Below are 17,159 nucleotides of genomic sequence, written 5' to 3'. Positions count from 1 at the left end.
AGATCATTATTGTATTATCCAACTACTTTCAAGGTTTTGCAAAAAATCACTTAAGCCTGCTCTTTCACAAATCGAGCAATTACTTCCTGATAATAATTAAAAGTAGTTTTAGCAATCGATTCCCAACTAAATTGTTTCAACACTCTCACGCGTCCCGCTTTACCCATAGCGGCTGCCAATTCTTCATTGTCCAACAATGCATTTATTTTGACAGCAAAAGCTTTTTGAAAACCAATTGGATCTTTTGGATTGAAATCGGTTCTCGAAACACTTTCTAGCGGAATCAAATAGCCCGTTTCTCCTTCTACAATTATTTCAGGAATTCCACCCACATGACTTCCTACGACTGGTGTTTCACAAGCCATAGCTTCCAAATTAATGATTCCGAAAGGCTCATACAAAGATGGACAGGCAAAAACTCGAGCATGACTGTACAATACTTTGATTTTTTCACGAGGTAACATTTCAGAAATCAAGATTACTCCGTCTCTCTCTGATTTCAATTTTGCAATAAGAACTTCCGTTTCTTTGGCAATTTCTTCCGTATCGGGAGCTCCTGCGCAAAGCACAATTTGACAATTTTTGTTAAAATATTGAGCAGCTTCAATCAATCCTGAGATTCCCTTTTGACGGGTAATTCGGCCTACAAAAAGCACAAAAGGAATATTGGGGTCGATGCCATATTCGGCTAACAAAGCTTCATCAAAAGTAGGCTTGTAAAATTCGGGGTCTATTCCGTTATGGATTACAGTTACTTTTTTGGGATCAACACCATACGCTTCCACCACATCGGTCTTCATTTGCTCACTAACAGCAATCACGCCATCGGCAGTTTTGTAAGCGTTGGTTTCAATCCATCGGGACATAAAATAACCGTTACCCAATTGTTCTACTTTCCAAGGGCGGTGCGTTTCCAAACTGTGAGTCGTCAATATTAACGGCACCTGCAATAATTCTCTCGTAAAGACACCCGCCAAATGCGTGTACCAAGTATGACAATGCACAATATCCGCTTTTGGAGTCGCTTGAGCCATTTCGACATTTCGGCTTAAATTATGAAACATCTTAATGTGTTCGTTTTCTGGATCGACCATTTTAGTCAAACAGGAATTAATTCCTTCCACATGCATGGAATCCTTGTTTTCTTTTTGGTCTCCAAAACAGCGAACCTCAACTTGAGCCAATTTGGCCAACTCCTGACTTAAAAAATCAATATGAACACCTGCTCCTCCATAAATGTAGGGCGGAAATTCGTTGGTATAAAGTGCTATTTTCATTTACTATCTTTTTAAAATTTAAAACAATTGACATAAAGGCACATTACTTAAAACCTTAAACTGCACCAAGACATCAATTTAGTAAAAATACAAAACCCCAAATTAATTTGTACTCAAACCAACCATTATTTTGAAACATTTTTTAACTAATTTCAAAATTATTTAAACTTTCAACAAAACACAACATTAAATACTATTGCTATTTACAGCATTTTAACTAGATTAGCCTAAAAATCGTATTGCTTTTTTATACATCAAAAAAACTTAGTATATGCAAACAAAAAACTCAAACTTCAACAACTACAGTTTCGAAAAAATTGCCGACACCATCATCCGACTTGGTGTGCTATTTTTATTAATAAGTTGGTGTTATGACATCTTGAAACCCTTTGTTTTAATCCTAATTTGGGCGGTTGTTATTGCCATTGCATTCAGTCCTGTATATGAATCCGTTACCAAATTATTTAGAGGAAAAAAGATTTTGGCAACGCTATTTTTGACTTTAGTTTTGCTAAGTATTTTAGTTATTCCCAGCATACTAGTATCCCAATCGTTGTACGAAGAAATTAATAATTTCAGCCATTCCTATCAAGCTGGCGAACATTTGATTCCGCCTCCGGGAGAAAGCACCAAGGATTGGCCTACAATTACAAAACCCATCTTGGAAATCTGGAAAAGTGCCTCCGAAGACATTTCGAACGTAGTATTTAAATATTCCGATCAACTAAAAGTAGTTGGAGAATGGTTATTGCTTGCTTTGGCAGGTGTTGGAAAAGGTATTTTACAATTTATTTTTTCGATCCTAATTGCCATGGGATTATTGTTGTATTCTGACTCACTAACCAAAGTTTCCAAAAATATCTTCATCAAACTAATAGGTTCCAATGGCGAACATTATGCACTAATCACCGTAGCTACAATACGCAATGTAGTAAAAGGATTTCTGGGAGTAGCCTTGATACAATCCTTAATGGTAGGTGCCGGATTCTTTATGGCGGGAGTTCCTTTTGCTGGGATTTTCACGGTTATTTGCTTAATTCTTGCTGTAATCCAAATCGGAATTGGCCCAATTGCTTTTCCTGTTGTGATTTATATGTTTTCGGTTACCGACACCACAACTGCCACACTTCTGGCGATTTGGATGGGTATCACCATGATTTCCGACAACATATTAAAACCCATATTTCTGGGAAGAGGAAATCCGCCTGCACCAATGCTTGTGATTTTTCTAGGCGCCATTGGAGGATTTATTTACAACGGATTCATTGGATTATTCCTTGGGGCTGTTATCCTGACCTTAGGTTATAAATTCTTCCTTTCCTGGATTGAAATGATAGAAGACGAAAAAATTGAAGAATAATTTTCATTTACCAATAGTTATTTGGGCGTGCCCCCATTGAGAAAAGTAGCTTACTTTAGACACCGCTTACAAAGCCACTTTTCTCAATGGGGTCGGGCTATCACGAGCGCTATGGCGCCTTGCTCTATCCCTCACGTAGTTCACAAGTTCTTTAGGCAAAATAAGTGAATTTGTTTTTACAAGAGTCCAAATTACTGCTGTCAAATTACTCCCGAAACAATAACGAAGTTTATAGTTGTTAAACTAGAGTAAATACACGGCAACGGCATCCCCTCTCTTCAATTCATATTGTCCATGAGGTACATAAATCAAACCATTGGAAACGGAGAAAGAATTGAGCATCGATGAGTTTTGATGCGTCAGAATTTCTGCTTCTCCATTATTGATACTCGCTTTCAAAAATTGAGAACGGGTATTTTTTACTTCATAATCATGAACTAACGGAAACTGGACTGCTTGCTGATAATTAACCTCCGCTCCCGAAAGTATAGCCAATGTAGGCAAAACGTACACATAAAAACATGTCAAACAAGCTGCAGGATTTCCTGGCAAAGCAAAAACCATCTTGTCATTCAACTTTCCTGCGAATAGAGGTTTCCCTGGTTTTTGGTTCACTTTATAAAAAAGAGTGTCGACTTGAAGTTCTTTTAATGCACGAGCCACAAAATCATAATCTCCAACGGATATTCCTCCCGAAACCAAAACTACATCATTGTTTGTTATTGCTTCATTCAGTTTGTTTTTAGTATTTTCAAAATCATCATTGACTTCATATAAAGTGACTGCGTCATAAAATGCATCCATCAATGCAGATTGTAACATAATACCGTTACTCTCATAGACTTTTCCATATTCGAGAGGAGTTCCGGGTTTTGACAATTCATTACCCGTAACTACAATGCCGACCTTTGGTTTTTTATATACAGAAACTTTTGTAAAACCAAGGCCCGCCAAAAAACCGATGGCAGCAGCGTTTAACACAGTTCCTTTTTCGAGAGCCAAGTCCCCTACAGAAATTTGTTCACCAATAGGTCTAACATTCGTCTCAGGTTTTACTAATTCGTCCAACAGCAATTGTGTCCCGTTGGCTGCTACTTTTTCAATTTGGATGACTGCTTGAGCCGAATCGGGTACAGCAGCACCTGTAAAAATCTTTACGGCTTGTCCCGGTTGCAATTCTACTATATGAGAATCTCCTGCTTTTACTTCTCCTACGATCTCATAAGCCAAAGCATCATGCAAACACAAAGCATAACCATCCATCGCCGATTGTCGGAAAGGTGGCATATTAATAGGCGACAATAGGGATTGTGCTAAAATATGTTTTCTTGCTTGAAATAAAGAAATCTCTACTTCATGCAAAACAGGTAAATTAAGTTCTAATATCGAAAAGGCTTCAGGAACGGAAATCATAGGTTATTTTTTAATAGTATTCAAAAATACAATTTGAAAATGGATATCACTTATTGTTCCTATAAAAAAACAGAAAATCCAAATAAAATTAACCTTCTGAAACCCTCTAAAAATGTCTTTTTTCGAAATAAATAAGCTACCGAAAATCTCAAATAAAAAAACCATGGTTACATTCCATTCAAACATTTATGTTAATTTAAATCAAAGCTTTAAACCTTTTTCTCCTTCATCTATCTTATCTCTATAACTTAAAAATAAAATGAAATGAAAAATTTAATTATTGCCTTAGTATTCGGAATAAGTTTGACAGGATTTGCTCAAGAAGCCACTCCACAACCCAAAAGAGCTGACATGGAAAAATTGACTCCAGAACAACGCCAAGAAAAACAATTAGCCCATCTAACCAAAAAACTTTCTTTAGATGCCAAACAACAAGAAGCGGTTGGTAAAATATTGGCAGAAAAAAGTGCCAAAGCACAAGATCTGAAAGCTCAAAAAGGCACAAGAAAAGCCAATGGAAATAAAATGACTGCTGAAGAAAAAACAGCATTCAAAAACTCAATGCAAGCCGAAAAAGCAGCTACCGAAGCTACAATGAAAGCGATTTTATCTGCTGATCAATATCAAAAATGGCTGGATATGAGAGAAGAGAATATGGAAAAAATGAAAGACAAAACGAGTGCAAGAAGAGGAGGAATGTAAAGAATAATTCAAATTATATTCAAAAAATTAAACACGAATTCCCCCAATTATCACGAATAAATTTGTGAGAATTGGGGGAATTCGTGTTTTTCTCCTGCAAGGTTTTTTTCTAACCTTGTAGGTGTAACTTATTATGAAGTCGTTTTCAAACATACCTACAAGGTTAGAAAAAACCTTGCAGGATATCAAATAACATCAAAGGTTAGAAAAAAAACGGTGCAGGATATAAAGAAATTAAAAGGTTTTAGAAACTTTATCAATAGCATTAATAGTAAAGTCTAAATCTTCATACGTTAACGCATCGGTGATAAACCAAGTTTCGTAAGCTGATGGTGCGATGTACACTCCTTCGGCCACTAATCTGTGGAAGAATTTCTTGAACGTTTCATTGTCTCCAGCAGCTGCAGATATAAAATCGGTTACTGGATTCGCATCAAAATGAACCGAAATCATTGAACCAATTCTATTGATGGTAAAAACCACGTTATTGGCTTTCAAAACTCTTTCGATTCCTGCACCCAAATAAGCTGTTTTCTCTTCCAATCTTTTAAAAATAGAGCGATCAGTATCTAATGCCTGCAACATGGCCAATCCAGCAGCCATCGCCAATGGATTCCCCGATAATGTTCCCGCTTGATAAACGGGTCCAAGAGGCGCTAGGTAATTCATGATTTCGGCACGAGCGGCAAAAGCTCCAACAGGCAACCCGCCTCCAATTACTTTTCCGAAACAAACAATATCAGCATTGATATTGAACAATTCTTGAACTCCACCTCTGGCCAATCTGAAACCGGTCATTACCTCATCAAAAATCAATAGAATTCCGTTTGCTGTACACAACTCGCGCAATCCTTCTAGAAATCCTTTAGCAGGTGGAATACAACCCATATTTCCTGCAACGGGTTCTACAATTATAGCGGCAATTTCATTTTTATTGGCTTCGATTAAAGTAGCCACATTTTCCAAATCATTGTATTTGGCTAGTAAAGTGTCTTTGGCAGTTCCAGCAGTTACACCTGGACTGTTTGGTGTTCCAAAAGTAACGGCACCACTCCCCGCTTGAATTAAAAACGAATCGGAATGACCGTGGTAACAGCCAGCGAACTTGATGATTTTGTCTCTCTTGGTAAATCCGCGAGCCAAACGCACCGCGCTCATACACGCCTCTGTACCTGAATTTACAAAACGAATTTTGTCAATATTTGGAACCATCGAAACGGCTAAAGAAGCGATTTGAGTTTCCAATTCGGTTGGCATCCCGAAAGACGTTCCCAATTTGGCTTTTTCAATTACGGCTTCGACCACTGGTTCGTAGGCATGACCCAAAATCATTGGCCCCCATGAATTGATATAATCGATTAAACGGTTTCCGTCCTCGTCATACAAATACGCTCCTTTGGCACTTTTTACAAATATTGGTGTTCCGCCCACAGCTTTAAACGCTCTTACTGGTGAATTTACTCCTCCTGGGATTACTTTTTCTGCTTCCGCAAAAAGTTCACTACTTCTTTTATAGATCATTATTTTAGACTTCTTAGATTATTAGACTTTATAGATTATTGGACTTCTTGGATTGATGGAATACTAGAATTTGTGTTTTCAAAACCGAAAACAGATAACTCTTAACTTATAACTCAAAACCCATAACTTACTTCACAATCAACTTCTGTCCTATCGAAAGCGCATTCTCTGTTAAGTTATTTTTCTGTTTTAATTCGTCAACGGTTAAATTGAATTTTTTGGAAACCGAATAAAAAGTATCTCCTTTTTGAATTTCATACAAACTGGCTTCATCTCCACCGAAATTATCTTCAAGCAATACTTTGGTTTCTGTTTTTGTTATTTTGCTCCCCAAAACTTTGTCATCGTATTGACTTAAATTGTACAACTCAATATAGTTAATTAATTTTTCCGGATATCTTGGGTCGGTGGCATAACCTGCGTCTCTCAGCCCTTTTGCCCAAGCTTTGTAATCCCCTTTGGGCAAAGCAAATAAATTAGCATATCTTTTTTTACCTGTCAAAACTGTCGCGTGATCTTGGTAGGATTCAGAAGCTTGATTGTATTTTCGGAAACATTCATTAGCAGAATCATCATCTTTATAAATCTTGTCTCCTGTCCAATCGTTATGGCATTTTATGCCGAAATGGTTATTGGCATTCATTGCCAAATCACTTTGCCCAGCTCCAGACTCCAAAATACCTTGTGCCAAAATAATACTGGCAGGAATTCCATAGGTTTTCATATTGGCCATCGCAACGGCATTGTATTGCGTTATGTAAACTTTGGTCACTTCATTTGTTGACATTGGCTTGGAATTCACTTTACTGCTACTGCCGTTTTGGATGGGTTTGGAATATTTCCATCCCACTGGTTTTTTGGTAGTAACGATTGTTGATTTCGAAGAACCACATCCGATGATAGTCCCAATGAAAAGAAATAAAACTATTTTTTTAAACATGAAGCTGTATTTGGGCATTATATTGATACTGTAATTATTTATTTTATAAAAAATGAGACGCTTATATTTGCTATTAAAGTTTCTATTTTAAATAGTCATTGAAACTGCTATTGTCCTACTTCAATCAACGTCTTATTCTTCTTTTTTAAAAGCGCATTCATACCCTGAATTCCCTGTAATCCTCCTGTATGAATCAATAAAATTTTGGTGTTACTCGAGAAATAGTTTTTCTGAATTAAATCTATAACGCCAAAAACCATCTTTCCAGTATAAACGGGATCCAATGGCACTTGTGTTTGTTTGTAAAACTGATTTATAAACTGAATCAGTTCTTCATTTACCTTTCCGTAACCTCCAAAATGATAGTCGGTGATTAATTCCCAATTTGTATTGGTGGCAAATTTACGAATTTCTTCCGATAAAGTAGTTATTTGCCTAAGGTCGTCAGGAACGCCTTTTTTATTTAAATTGGAAGAAAATTTATTCATGGGCGTTTCATCTTTTTTTAAAAAGTCTACTTTTAATGCTGGAAATCCCAAAACTTTTTGATGTGGCAATGCACTGTTAATAATCCCCGAAATGGTTCCGCCTGTTCCTACCGCACAACATACGTAATCAAACTTAGCATCTTCCTTAGTTAGTATTTCTTCGCAACCTTTTATGGCATATTCATTGGTACCTCCTTCTGGAACGAGATAAAACGATCCGAATTTGTGTTGGAGATTGGCTATAAAATCAGGTTCGGTTTTGAATCGATAGGCTTCTCTGGTGACAAATTCGAATTGCATTCCGCATTCTTGAGCGAACTGTAAGGTTGGATTTTCGACAATTTTGTCGGCTAACTCGTCTCCGCGAATTACGCCAATGGTTTTGAAACCTTGTTCTTTTCCAGCGTAAGCCACTGCCGCAATATGATTGGAATACGCACCGCCGAAAGTAAGTACCGTTTCTTGATTCTCAACTTTCGCTTGAAGCAAATTGTACTTTAGCTTCCTGAATTTATTTCCGGATATAAAAGGATGAAGCAAATCCTCTCTTTTTATTTCAAGAGAGATTCCATTAGGTAAACTATATGATATTATTTGATTCAATATTTAGGATTTAATTGTTTTTAGATAGTTTATAAAACTAAAAAAAGTTCTCGTTTTTAGATAATCTAAATGCATTTCATTTGTATAAGCTTCCCTTTCAAAGCTGATATTTCTATAGGCTAAATTGGCGTTTTTATATTGGAGCAAACGTACCGCATATTCGACAAAATACCAAACAAAAAAAGGCAAAACGAGTAATTCCAATTGCTGTCTAATATGGATTTTCTCGTGGTTGATAAGCACTTTATTTTCCGAATCAAAGACGTATTTTACAAATACAAAAGGAAAGAGCGTTAGCCCGCGATATCCTTTCGGAATTAAATATTTGGTAACAATAACAAACATTGGTTATAAAATTTATAAATTTGTAGAGGCAATTTAGCTCAAATTAAAGAAAAACACAATCGCCTAGTAGCGAATTTCAAGTTTAAAAACAGCATGGCAGAACAAAGTAATGAAAATAAATTAATAGAAGGCGAAGATTTTTATTTTACGCCCGAAGGTTACAAATGTTTTACCGAAAAACACCATTTGAAAAGAGGCTATTGTTGCAAAAGCGGTTGCCGTCATTGTCCCTATGGATTTGATAAGAAAACGGGGGAAATTAGAAAATAGAATAAAGAGAAAAGAATATAGATTGCAGAAGCAGAATTTAGATTCAGTTTTTTATATATTAGATTTCTAGTTTTATTTCAAACAGCATTAAATTGCCTCTAGCTTTAGCTGGAGGAGTGAAAACAGGGGACTATTTAATGGCTTTAGCCAAAAGATATATTTGGCTAAAGCCAATTTGATTTACAATTTATTATCCCTCCAGCTAAAGCTGGAGGCAATTCAACAACAGCAATGGACATTCTTTCTTTAAAATATAAAATTAAAATTCACAAGTCCTACCACAGGTCGGATATACGGTATCCATAGTGGATAATTTCTTTAAATTAAGAAAAATATCTTGATTTACGGGATGCGAGAGGGATAAAAGCAAACTACCGAAGTAGTGCGGATAGCCCGACCGCATTAAGGAAAGTGGCCGACTAACCACAGCGAAACATAGGCCACTTGGCTTAATGGGGTCTCGCCCAGAAGCTCCTCATTTGAACAATTAATTTTAGATTTTAAATACCAAAAAAATGACTTTTCAAGAACAAATACAACAAGGAATTCCATCTATATTACCACAGCCAAAACCGTATGAGACCAACATTAATCATGCACCAAAGCGAAAAGAAATATTGTCTGAGGAAGAGAAAAAACTGGCGCTCCGTAATGCTTTGCGCTATTTTGAGCCGAAACATCATACGGAATTAATTCCTGAATTTCGTAACGAACTAGAGACTTACGGTCGTATCTATATGTACCGTTTGCGTCCCGATTATAAAATGTATGCGCGTCCAATCTCGGAATATCCAGGAAAAAGCGAGCAAGCCAAAGCCATTATGTTGATGATTCAGAACAATCTGGATTATGCCGTGGCGCAACATCCGCACGAATTGATTACGTATGGCGGAAATGGAGCTGTTTTCTCGAACTGGGCGCAATATTTGTTGACGATGAAATACTTATCGGAAATGACAGATGAGCAAACGTTGACCATGTATTCTGGACATCCGATGGGGTTGTTCCCTTCTCACAAAGAAGCGCCGAGAGTGGTGGTTACGAACGGAATGGTAATCCCGAATTATTCGCAACCCGATGATTGGGAAAAAATGAATGCTTTGGGAGTTTCCCAGTATGGGCAAATGACCGCAGGAAGTTATATGTACATAGGACCACAGGGAATTGTACACGGAACAACCATTACGGTTTTGAACGGTTTCCGTAAAATAAAACGTTCCCCAAAAGGAGGTTTGTTTGTAACTTCTGGTCTTGGAGGAATGAGTGGCGCGCAACCCAAAGCGGGAAATATTGCGGGTTGTATCACGGTTTGTGCCGAGGTGAATGCCAAAATTACCCACATTCGTCATAGTCAAGGATGGATAAATGAAGTGGTGGAAGACATAAACGAATTGGTCAAAAGAGTTGCTTTGGCGAAAGTCAATAACGAAACGGTTTCTATTGCCTACCTCGGAAACGTGGTGGACGTTTGGGAACGATTTGACGAGGAAAACCTTTATATCGATTTGGGTTCCGACCAAACCTCGCTTCACAATCCGTGGGCTGGTGGGTATTATCCGGTTGGAATTTCTTTTGAGGAAGCCAATGACATGATGGCTAATAATCCTGATTTATTTAAGGAAAAAGTACAAGAAACATTGCGTCGACACACAACAGCTATTAACAAACATACGGCCAAAGGAACGTATTTCTTTGATTATGGAAATGCCTTTTTACTCGAAGCTTCACGTTCCGGAGCTGATATTATGGCCGAAAATAAAATTGATTTTCGATACCCGAGTTATGTGCAAGACATCATGGGGCCTATGTGTTTTGATTATGGTTTTGGGCCTTTCCGTTGGGTATGTGCCTCGGGAAAACCGGAAGATTTAGCCAAAACTGATGCTATTGCTTGTCAAGTTTTGGAAGAAATAGCTAAAACAGCTCCTATTGAAATTCAGCAACAAATGCAGGATAACATTCAGTGGATCAAAGGTGCACAGGAAAATAAATTGGTTGTGGGTTCTCAAGCCCGAATCTTATATGCCGATGCCGAAGGCCGTGTAAAAATTGCCGAAGCTTTCAATCAGGCGATTGCCAAAAGCGAGATAGGAACGGTTGTTTTGGGTCGTGATCATCATGATGTTTCTGGAACGGATTCTCCTTACCGAGAAACTTCGAATATCTATGACGGTTCAAGATTTACTGCTGATATGGCCATTCATAATGTGATTGGCGATAGTTTCCGTGGCGCCACTTGGGTGTCTATTCACAACGGCGGCGGTGTTGGCTGGGGAGAAGTTATCAATGGTGGTTTTGGAATGGTGCTGGATGGTTCCAAGGAAGCTTCTCGACGCTTGGCCTCAATGCTTTTTTGGGATGTCAACAACGGAATCTCAAGACGCAGTTGGGCTCGTAACGAAGGAGCTGTTTTTGCTATAAAACGTGCTATGGAAGTTGAACCTTTGTTAAAAGTAACATTACCGAATTTAGTGGATGATGCCTTATTGGATTAATTGTTTTCAAACAATAAAGTTTGACACAGATTTCACAGATTAGCACAGATTCCATTTTTTTTGTTTTTTAAAATCTGTGCTAATCTGTTTAATCTGTGGCTAAAAAATTTCGAGAAGCTCTATTTAAAAAATTAACACTCATTTAGCTAAACTGGTACGGTTTTTGCACTAGTTTTAACTTAACTAAATCATATGAACATGAAAACTATTAAATTCTTGCCTCTATTGTTACTTTTCATAGTTGCTTCTTGTGACACCGTAAAAGTATATTCTGATTATGATAAATCTGCTGATTTTGCACAATACAAAACTTTTGCTTTTATGAAATCGGGTATTGACAAAGTCGAAATATCTGAATTGGACAAAAAAAGAATTCTGAACGCTATCGACCAACAATTGCAAGCCAAAGGAATGACCAAAAGTGAAAATCCCGATTTATTAGTAAACATTTTTACTAAGTCGAGAGAACAAGTTAGCGTAAACCAATTCAATGCCGGTTATGGCTACGGTTGGGGTTGGGGATGGAATCCATATATGATGGGCGGACAAACCACAGTAACCTCTTCCACAGAAGGCACTTTATACATTGATCTTATCGATGCTAAAAAGAAAGAATTAATTTGGCAAGGTGAAGGAACTGGAACACTTACCAAAGAAATGAACCGAAAAGATGAAGTAATAAACAACATTGTTTCTCAAATTTTGGCACAGTATCCTCCGGTACTTCCTAAAAAATAAAAATAACTTAAGACAAAAACCTACCTTTGCGTAGGTTTTTTTTATAATTAGAAATTATGGCAAATAAAGACATTTCCAACATAGAAGACATTCAATTAATGGTAGACATTCAATTAATGGTAGACACTTTCTATTCTAACATTCGAAAAGACGAACTACTGGGTACTATTTTTGATGAAAAAATAGGCAACCGCTGGCCAGAACATTTGGAGAAAATGTACCGCTTTTGGCAAACTATACTGCTCGAAGAGCATACTTATTCTGGAAGTCCTTTTCCGCCACACAAACAACTGCCAGTCGAGAAACAACATTTTAACCGCTGGATGGATATTTTCACTCAAACTGTGGATAGTTTATTTGCAGGTAAAAATGCTGATGAAGCCAAACTAAGGGGCAAAATGATGGCCGAGATGTTCAACCACAAAATTGAGTATTTTAGACATGAAGCGAAGCATCCGCTTTTGTAAAATAACACAAATATTGTAGTTTTTTGGATACAAATTACACAGATTATCACAGATTGTTTTTTTTTCAACATTCAACTACCACTACTTTTCCAATCAATTCAGATAAAGTTTTGAATTGCCTCTAGCTTTAGCTAGAGGATGATTTGTAGCAGTGTCAATTACTTTAGTCAAATATTTTGCTGTTTTGGCTAAAGCCAATTTGATATAAATTCATCTCCCTCCAGCTGAAGCTGGAGGCAATTTATCTGCATATCCTTAGGGACTTTATATTATTCAAATCCATTGTATTACTTTTGCTACACTAACAAAACTTTTCCAATCAACTCACACAAAGTTTTGAATTGCCTCTAGCTTTAGCTAGAGGATGATTTGTAGCAGTGTCAATGGCTTTAGCCAAAATATTTTGCTATTTTGGCTAAAGCCAATTTGACATTAATTCATTTCCCTCCAGCTAAAGCTGGAGGCAATTTATCTGCATATCCTTAGGGACTTTCTATTATTCAAATCCATTGTATTACTTTTGCTACACTAACAAAACCAAATTACAATGACTAATTCTCTAAAAACAATCCTTTTTCTATTTATCGCATTCTCATTTTTCACGAGTACCGCCCAAAAAGACAAAAACACAAGAATATACCAATACGCTACAATCAACGCTTTGATGGAAGGTGGTTTTGATGGTGATATGACACTTAAAGATTTGCAAAATAAAGGGACTTTCGGGATTGGGACTTTTAACGAATTGGACGGCGAAATGATTGGGTTTGACAATCATTTTTACCAAATTAAATCGGATGGAAAAGCGTATGAAGTTTTACCTTCGCAAAAAACTCCTTTTGCGGTGGTTGCCAATTTCTCGAAAGACAATGTTGTTTTTGCACACCAATCCTTTGACCTCAAGAAACTCTATGCTTTACTAGACACCATATCGCCCAATAAAAACTTGTATGTGGGATATAAAATCAAAGTGAAATGCCAAACGATAAAAACCCGAAGCGTCTCTAAACAAGTCAAACCCTATCCATTAATGATTGATGCCATAAAAAAACAATCCGTTTTTGAATTGGGAACTATTTCTGGAACGCTAGTTGGCTTCCGATTTCCTGACTATACGAAAGGGCTGAATGTTCCGGGTTATCATTTTCATTTCCTTTCAGATGACAAAAAAACGGGCGGACACGTGTTGGATTTATTAGGCTCTAATTTTGAAATCGAAATTGACTATATGGATGATTTTGAAATGCATATTCCCGATAATGAAGTGTTCAACAAACTGAATTTAGCCAAAACCAAAGCAGAAGATTTGGAGAAAGTGGAGAAAGTGGAGAAATAATTTCTATAACCAATTTGAAATGAAATCAATTAGTGCTACTAACCTGCAATAAAGAATTAAATACATCTCCTTATAAATAGCTAATGATTATTTTGAATATTTTTTGCAAAATAAAAAAGTCTTTATGGTTTAAATCTAAATAGACTTAACCGCATTAGATATGACTAATCACAACCTTCAACCTATATAAACTCTTCAATGTAAATTAAAATAAACACCTTTAATTGCATTAACACAAAGTTAACAGCATAACATTTATTTTACATTTTGATAAAGCAATAAAAACTTTTTGATAATCCATAAAATTTACTAATATTAAATATATTACGTTCATTTGTAAAAAATATTTAATATTAGTAAACAATGAAAACAAAACTAAATCGGATACTATTCTTAGTAGTACTAAATTTTACAGGATTTTGCTTTTCCCAAAAGCAAGGATTAATAGGTACTGTTTATGACAATAAGCTTCCAATACCTGGAGCGACCATCTCAATTGAAAATTCGAATAATAAAACGACATCCGATTTTGATGGAAATTTTAAATTGACTTCAATTGCAGATGGAACTTTTAAAGTTATTGTTAATTCAATTGGATTTAAAACACAAGAAGTAACAATTAGTATTAGTCCAAATGAGGTTTATAATATGGGTGCTATCACTTTGGAACCATTAGAAACCGGATTAAAAGAAGTTATTGTCAATTCAGCTCAAAGAAATAGTGAATTACGAGCGCTAAACATGCAAAAAAATGCTATTAATGTTATGAATGTTATAGCAGCTGATGGAATAGGAAAACTCCCAGATCGTAATGCTGCCGAAACCGTTCAAAGAGTTCAAGGAGTATCTATAGAACGAGATCAAGGAGAAGGAAGATTTGTATCGGTAAGAGGACTCCCGCCATTTTGGGCTTCAACTACTATAAATGGCAACAGAATACCAACTGCAGAGGAAGAAACAACCTCTAGAGCTACTGCATTTGATTTCTTTCCTTCCGAATTAATTGCTTATGTACAAGTAAACAAAGCTATTACACCTGACATTGAAGCCGACGGAATTGGCGGAAGTGTTAATTTCATCACCCATAATGCACCCGCAAAACAAACATTGAATGCTACTATTGGTAGTGGCTATAATGACAAATCTGGAAAAGGGGTATACAATGCTGCTTTAACTTATGGCGGAACAACAAAAAACAAAAAATTTGGTTATTTGATTAATTTAACTCGTTTTAATAGAAACTGGGCTACTGATAATTTTGAAGCCAGAAGAGATGGAGATGAAGGAGTTTTTAGAATGGAATTAAGAGATTATACAGGAATACGTAAAACTACAGGTGGAAACCTTGCTCTTGATTACAACTTGAGTCCTAAAAGCAAGATTTATTTAAAATCAATGTACGGTACTCTTTCTGATTTTGAGACACATTACAAACAAAGAGTTCGTTTTGATAAATTTAACTCTACCACCAATACGGCAAGAGTAGAACTACAAAACATTCATAACAACTTAATTACAGAATTAAAATCTGTTAACCTTGGAGGAAAACATGATTTAAACAATGGTACCATTGATTGGGAATTAGCATCTTATGAAAATGAATTCAAATACGGAAACATTCCTGATGCTGAAAATAAATCATACTTTGTAATCAAATACAGACAAGATGGTATTGGAATGAATCCTTCTTATATTGTTAATAAAGGTAAAGGTCCAAGAGCTTATTGGGCAGTAGATGGCGGGAAATTAGATTATAAAAATCCAGATGCTTTATTTGGTTTCTATAGTGATCCTAATTTTAAAACTGATGCAGCAAAAATGAAATTCTCAGATTTAGAATTTTATAAAGTTGCAATTACAGAGAAAGACAAAATCGTAGCTGCTTTTAATCATGAGATTCTAGCTAATGATAAATTGACTTTGAAATACGGATTTAAATATAGAGATAAAGAACGTACTGCACGATTCTCAGACATTTTCTACAATTGGATACCTGGAGGAGCTCCAGCACCACTTCTTTCAGACTCACAAGGATTTCTAATTGAACAACCTGGAAGAGCTGACTATTTAAGAGAATTAGACACTAACATTTCTAGCACTTTTGGTCCTGTATTATCTACAAATGGTATGGATGATTTTTGGAATAAAAACAAAGGAAACCTAGTGATTAATAAAACCGACTCAGAAGCTTTAGAATATAATAAAGCTTTGGGAAGAAACTTTGATGTTAATGAAACGCATGCCGATGCTTACGGAATGGGGACTTATAAAGTTTCTGAAAAACTAACTGCATTGGGAGGTATTCGTTTATCGAATACTGAAACAAGAGTAAATGGCTACAATGTGATTAATGGCGTATTGACTCCTGTTGAAAACACAAAAAAATACTTAGCTGTATTACCTATGATTCACTTAAAATACCAAGCTAATGAAAATTTAAATCTAAGATTTGCCACGACAAGAACTTTTGCTAGACCTAATTTTGGTGATATTACCCCTGGTGGATCTTATGTAGAAGCAGACAACGAATTCAAAGGTGGAAATCCAAATTTAAATCCAACTTATTCTTGGAATATTGATTTAATGGGAGAATATTATCTTTCTAATGCAGGTTTGATTAGTGGAGGTGTTTTCTATAAATCTATTAAAGATCCAATTTTTCAAGACTCTTACCAAGGAACCTATAATGGGATTACAGGAGTTGAATTTAGCACGCCAAATAATGGAAACGAAGCTTGGATTGGTGGTTTAGAGTTAGGTATCATGAAACGTTTTGATTTCTTACCTGGTTTCTTACAGTATTTTGGAACGCAATTAAATGCAACCTTGATGACTTCAGAAATGACAACAACTACAGGAAGAGAAGTAAGCTTGCCTTATCAAGCCAAACAATTATTCAATGCGCAATTATTCTTTGAAAGAGGAGGATTTAACATTAGAGCAGCCTATAATTACAAAGGTAAATATGCGATCGCTTTTGCTGATCAAGACAAAAATGACATATACTATGGCAAATACAGTACATTAGACGTAGGACTTTCGTACAAAATCAATAAAAACTTCTTGTTATTTGCCGACATCAACAACATTCTCAATAATCCATTAATGTACCATTATGGTAATTCAGAGGATCGTCCTAAGCAAGTTGAATTTTATGGTGTAAAAACAGCTTTTGGTGTCAAATTCACACTATAAATCAAAGAA

At 36.1% G+C, this 17,159-nt stretch carries 14 protein-coding genes; 8 read left to right on the top strand and 6 right to left on the bottom strand.

The features are described from left to right. Positions 1-50 precede the first annotated feature (50 nt). Entirely contained in the window at positions 51-1,277 is a 1,227-nt protein-coding gene (gene glgA / locus AC8GF4_RS03175) for a glycogen synthase (RefSeq protein WP_506592670.1), read from the bottom strand. Between the two features lie 271 nt (positions 1,278-1,548). On the opposite strand from glgA, the gene AC8GF4_RS03170 reads away from it, so the two are divergent. After that, positions 1,549-2,637 (top strand): AI-2E family transporter, encoded by a 1,089-nt coding sequence (locus AC8GF4_RS03170; protein WP_506592669.1) that lies wholly within the window; start codon positions 1,549-1,551, stop codon positions 2,635-2,637. Between the two features lie 243 nt (positions 2,638-2,880). Here the strand turns inward: AC8GF4_RS03170 and AC8GF4_RS03165 are convergent, their stop codons facing one another. Then, positions 2,881-4,050, bottom strand: a complete 1,170-nt coding sequence (locus AC8GF4_RS03165; RefSeq protein ID WP_506592668.1) for a molybdopterin molybdotransferase MoeA — start codon at positions 4,048-4,050, stop codon at positions 2,881-2,883. A 264-nt stretch (positions 4,051-4,314) separates the two neighbouring features. Between AC8GF4_RS03165 and AC8GF4_RS03160 the strand changes: the two genes are divergently transcribed. Beyond that, a complete protein-coding gene (locus AC8GF4_RS03160; protein WP_506592667.1) occupies positions 4,315-4,752 on the top strand; it encodes a DUF4890 domain-containing protein in 438 nt (145 codons plus the stop codon). Between the two features lie 234 nt (positions 4,753-4,986). Here the strand turns inward: AC8GF4_RS03160 and hemL are convergent, their stop codons facing one another. The 4 genes from hemL to AC8GF4_RS03140 form a co-directional block, all read right to left on the bottom strand. Continuing rightward, the gene (hemL, locus tag AC8GF4_RS03155; RefSeq protein WP_506592666.1) at positions 4,987-6,273 is read right to left on the bottom strand and encodes a glutamate-1-semialdehyde 2,1-aminomutase; all 1,287 of its coding nucleotides are present in this window, start codon (positions 6,271-6,273) and stop codon (positions 4,987-4,989) included. A 127-nt stretch (positions 6,274-6,400) separates the two neighbouring features. After that, positions 6,401-7,213: a glucosaminidase domain-containing protein gene (locus AC8GF4_RS03150; protein ID WP_506592665.1), complete on the bottom strand. Its 813-nt coding sequence runs from the start codon at positions 7,211-7,213 to the stop codon at positions 6,401-6,403. Between the two features lie 107 nt (positions 7,214-7,320). Then, the gene (locus AC8GF4_RS03145) at positions 7,321-8,304 is read right to left on the bottom strand and encodes a 1-aminocyclopropane-1-carboxylate deaminase/D-cysteine desulfhydrase (RefSeq protein ID WP_506592664.1); all 984 of its coding nucleotides are present in this window, start codon (positions 8,302-8,304) and stop codon (positions 7,321-7,323) included. 3 nt (positions 8,305-8,307) lie between these two features. Continuing rightward, positions 8,308-8,649 carry a hypothetical protein gene (locus AC8GF4_RS03140; protein WP_506592663.1) on the bottom strand — a complete coding sequence of 114 codons (342 nt, stop codon included), beginning with the start codon at positions 8,647-8,649 and terminating at the stop codon, positions 8,308-8,310. Positions 8,650-8,742: 93 nt separating this feature from the next. Here AC8GF4_RS03140 and AC8GF4_RS03135 point away from each other — a divergent pair, with 93 nt between their 5' ends. The 6 genes from AC8GF4_RS03135 (at position 8,743) to AC8GF4_RS03110 (ending at position 17,150) form a co-directional block, all read left to right on the top strand. Continuing rightward, entirely contained in the window at positions 8,743-8,919 is a 177-nt protein-coding gene (locus AC8GF4_RS03135; RefSeq protein WP_506592662.1) for a C1orf53 family protein, read from the top strand. Positions 8,920-9,434: 515 nt separating this feature from the next. Beyond that, positions 9,435-11,414: a urocanate hydratase gene (gene hutU, locus AC8GF4_RS03130; protein ID WP_506592661.1), complete on the top strand. Its 1,980-nt coding sequence runs from the start codon at positions 9,435-9,437 to the stop codon at positions 11,412-11,414. A 198-nt stretch (positions 11,415-11,612) separates the two neighbouring features. Next, positions 11,613-12,152, top strand: a complete 540-nt coding sequence (locus tag AC8GF4_RS03125; RefSeq protein ID WP_506592660.1) for a DUF4136 domain-containing protein — start codon at positions 11,613-11,615, stop codon at positions 12,150-12,152. A 56-nt stretch (positions 12,153-12,208) separates the two neighbouring features. Further along, positions 12,209-12,619: a group III truncated hemoglobin gene (locus tag AC8GF4_RS03120; protein ID WP_506592659.1), complete on the top strand. Its 411-nt coding sequence runs from the start codon at positions 12,209-12,211 to the stop codon at positions 12,617-12,619. A 547-nt stretch (positions 12,620-13,166) separates the two neighbouring features. Then, a complete protein-coding gene (gene budA / locus AC8GF4_RS03115) occupies positions 13,167-13,955 on the top strand; it encodes an acetolactate decarboxylase (RefSeq protein ID WP_506592658.1) in 789 nt (262 codons plus the stop codon). A gap of 363 nt (positions 13,956-14,318) precedes the next feature. Beyond that, positions 14,319-17,150, top strand: a complete 2,832-nt coding sequence (locus tag AC8GF4_RS03110; protein ID WP_506592657.1) for a TonB-dependent receptor — start codon at positions 14,319-14,321, stop codon at positions 17,148-17,150. Positions 17,151-17,159 lie beyond the last annotated feature (9 nt).

The sequence above is a fragment of the Flavobacterium rarum (SeqCode) genome, assembly GCF_965234445.1.
Taxonomy (GTDB): domain Bacteria; phylum Bacteroidota; class Bacteroidia; order Flavobacteriales; family Flavobacteriaceae; genus Flavobacterium; species Flavobacterium rarum.
The sequence above is the reverse complement of the archived record's forward strand: the minus strand, read 5'-3'. Positions and strand labels throughout refer to the sequence as shown.

Coding starts and splice junctions, on each gene's coding strand:
- glgA (WP_506592670.1), bottom strand. CDS start 1,277: ATGAAAATAGCACTTTATACCAACGAATTTCCGCCCTACATTTATGGA.
- AC8GF4_RS03170 (WP_506592669.1), top strand. CDS start 1,549: ATGCAAACAAAAAACTCAAACTTCAACAACTACAGTTTCGAAAAAATT.
- AC8GF4_RS03165 (WP_506592668.1), bottom strand. CDS start 4,050: ATGATTTCCGTTCCTGAAGCCTTTTCGATATTAGAACTTAATTTACCT.
- AC8GF4_RS03160 (WP_506592667.1), top strand. CDS start 4,315: ATGAAAAATTTAATTATTGCCTTAGTATTCGGAATAAGTTTGACAGGA.
- hemL (WP_506592666.1), bottom strand. CDS start 6,273: ATGATCTATAAAAGAAGTAGTGAACTTTTTGCGGAAGCAGAAAAAGTA.
- AC8GF4_RS03150 (WP_506592665.1), bottom strand. CDS start 7,213: ATGTTTAAAAAAATAGTTTTATTTCTTTTCATTGGGACTATCATCGGA.
- AC8GF4_RS03140 (WP_506592663.1), bottom strand. CDS start 8,649: ATGTTTGTTATTGTTACCAAATATTTAATTCCGAAAGGATATCGCGGG.
- AC8GF4_RS03135 (WP_506592662.1), top strand. CDS start 8,743: ATGGCAGAACAAAGTAATGAAAATAAATTAATAGAAGGCGAAGATTTT.
- hutU (WP_506592661.1), top strand. CDS start 9,435: ATGACTTTTCAAGAACAAATACAACAAGGAATTCCATCTATATTACCA.
- AC8GF4_RS03125 (WP_506592660.1), top strand. CDS start 11,613: ATGAAAACTATTAAATTCTTGCCTCTATTGTTACTTTTCATAGTTGCT.
- AC8GF4_RS03120 (WP_506592659.1), top strand. CDS start 12,209: ATGGCAAATAAAGACATTTCCAACATAGAAGACATTCAATTAATGGTA.
- budA (WP_506592658.1), top strand. CDS start 13,167: ATGACTAATTCTCTAAAAACAATCCTTTTTCTATTTATCGCATTCTCA.
- AC8GF4_RS03110 (WP_506592657.1), top strand. CDS start 14,319: ATGAAAACAAAACTAAATCGGATACTATTCTTAGTAGTACTAAATTTT.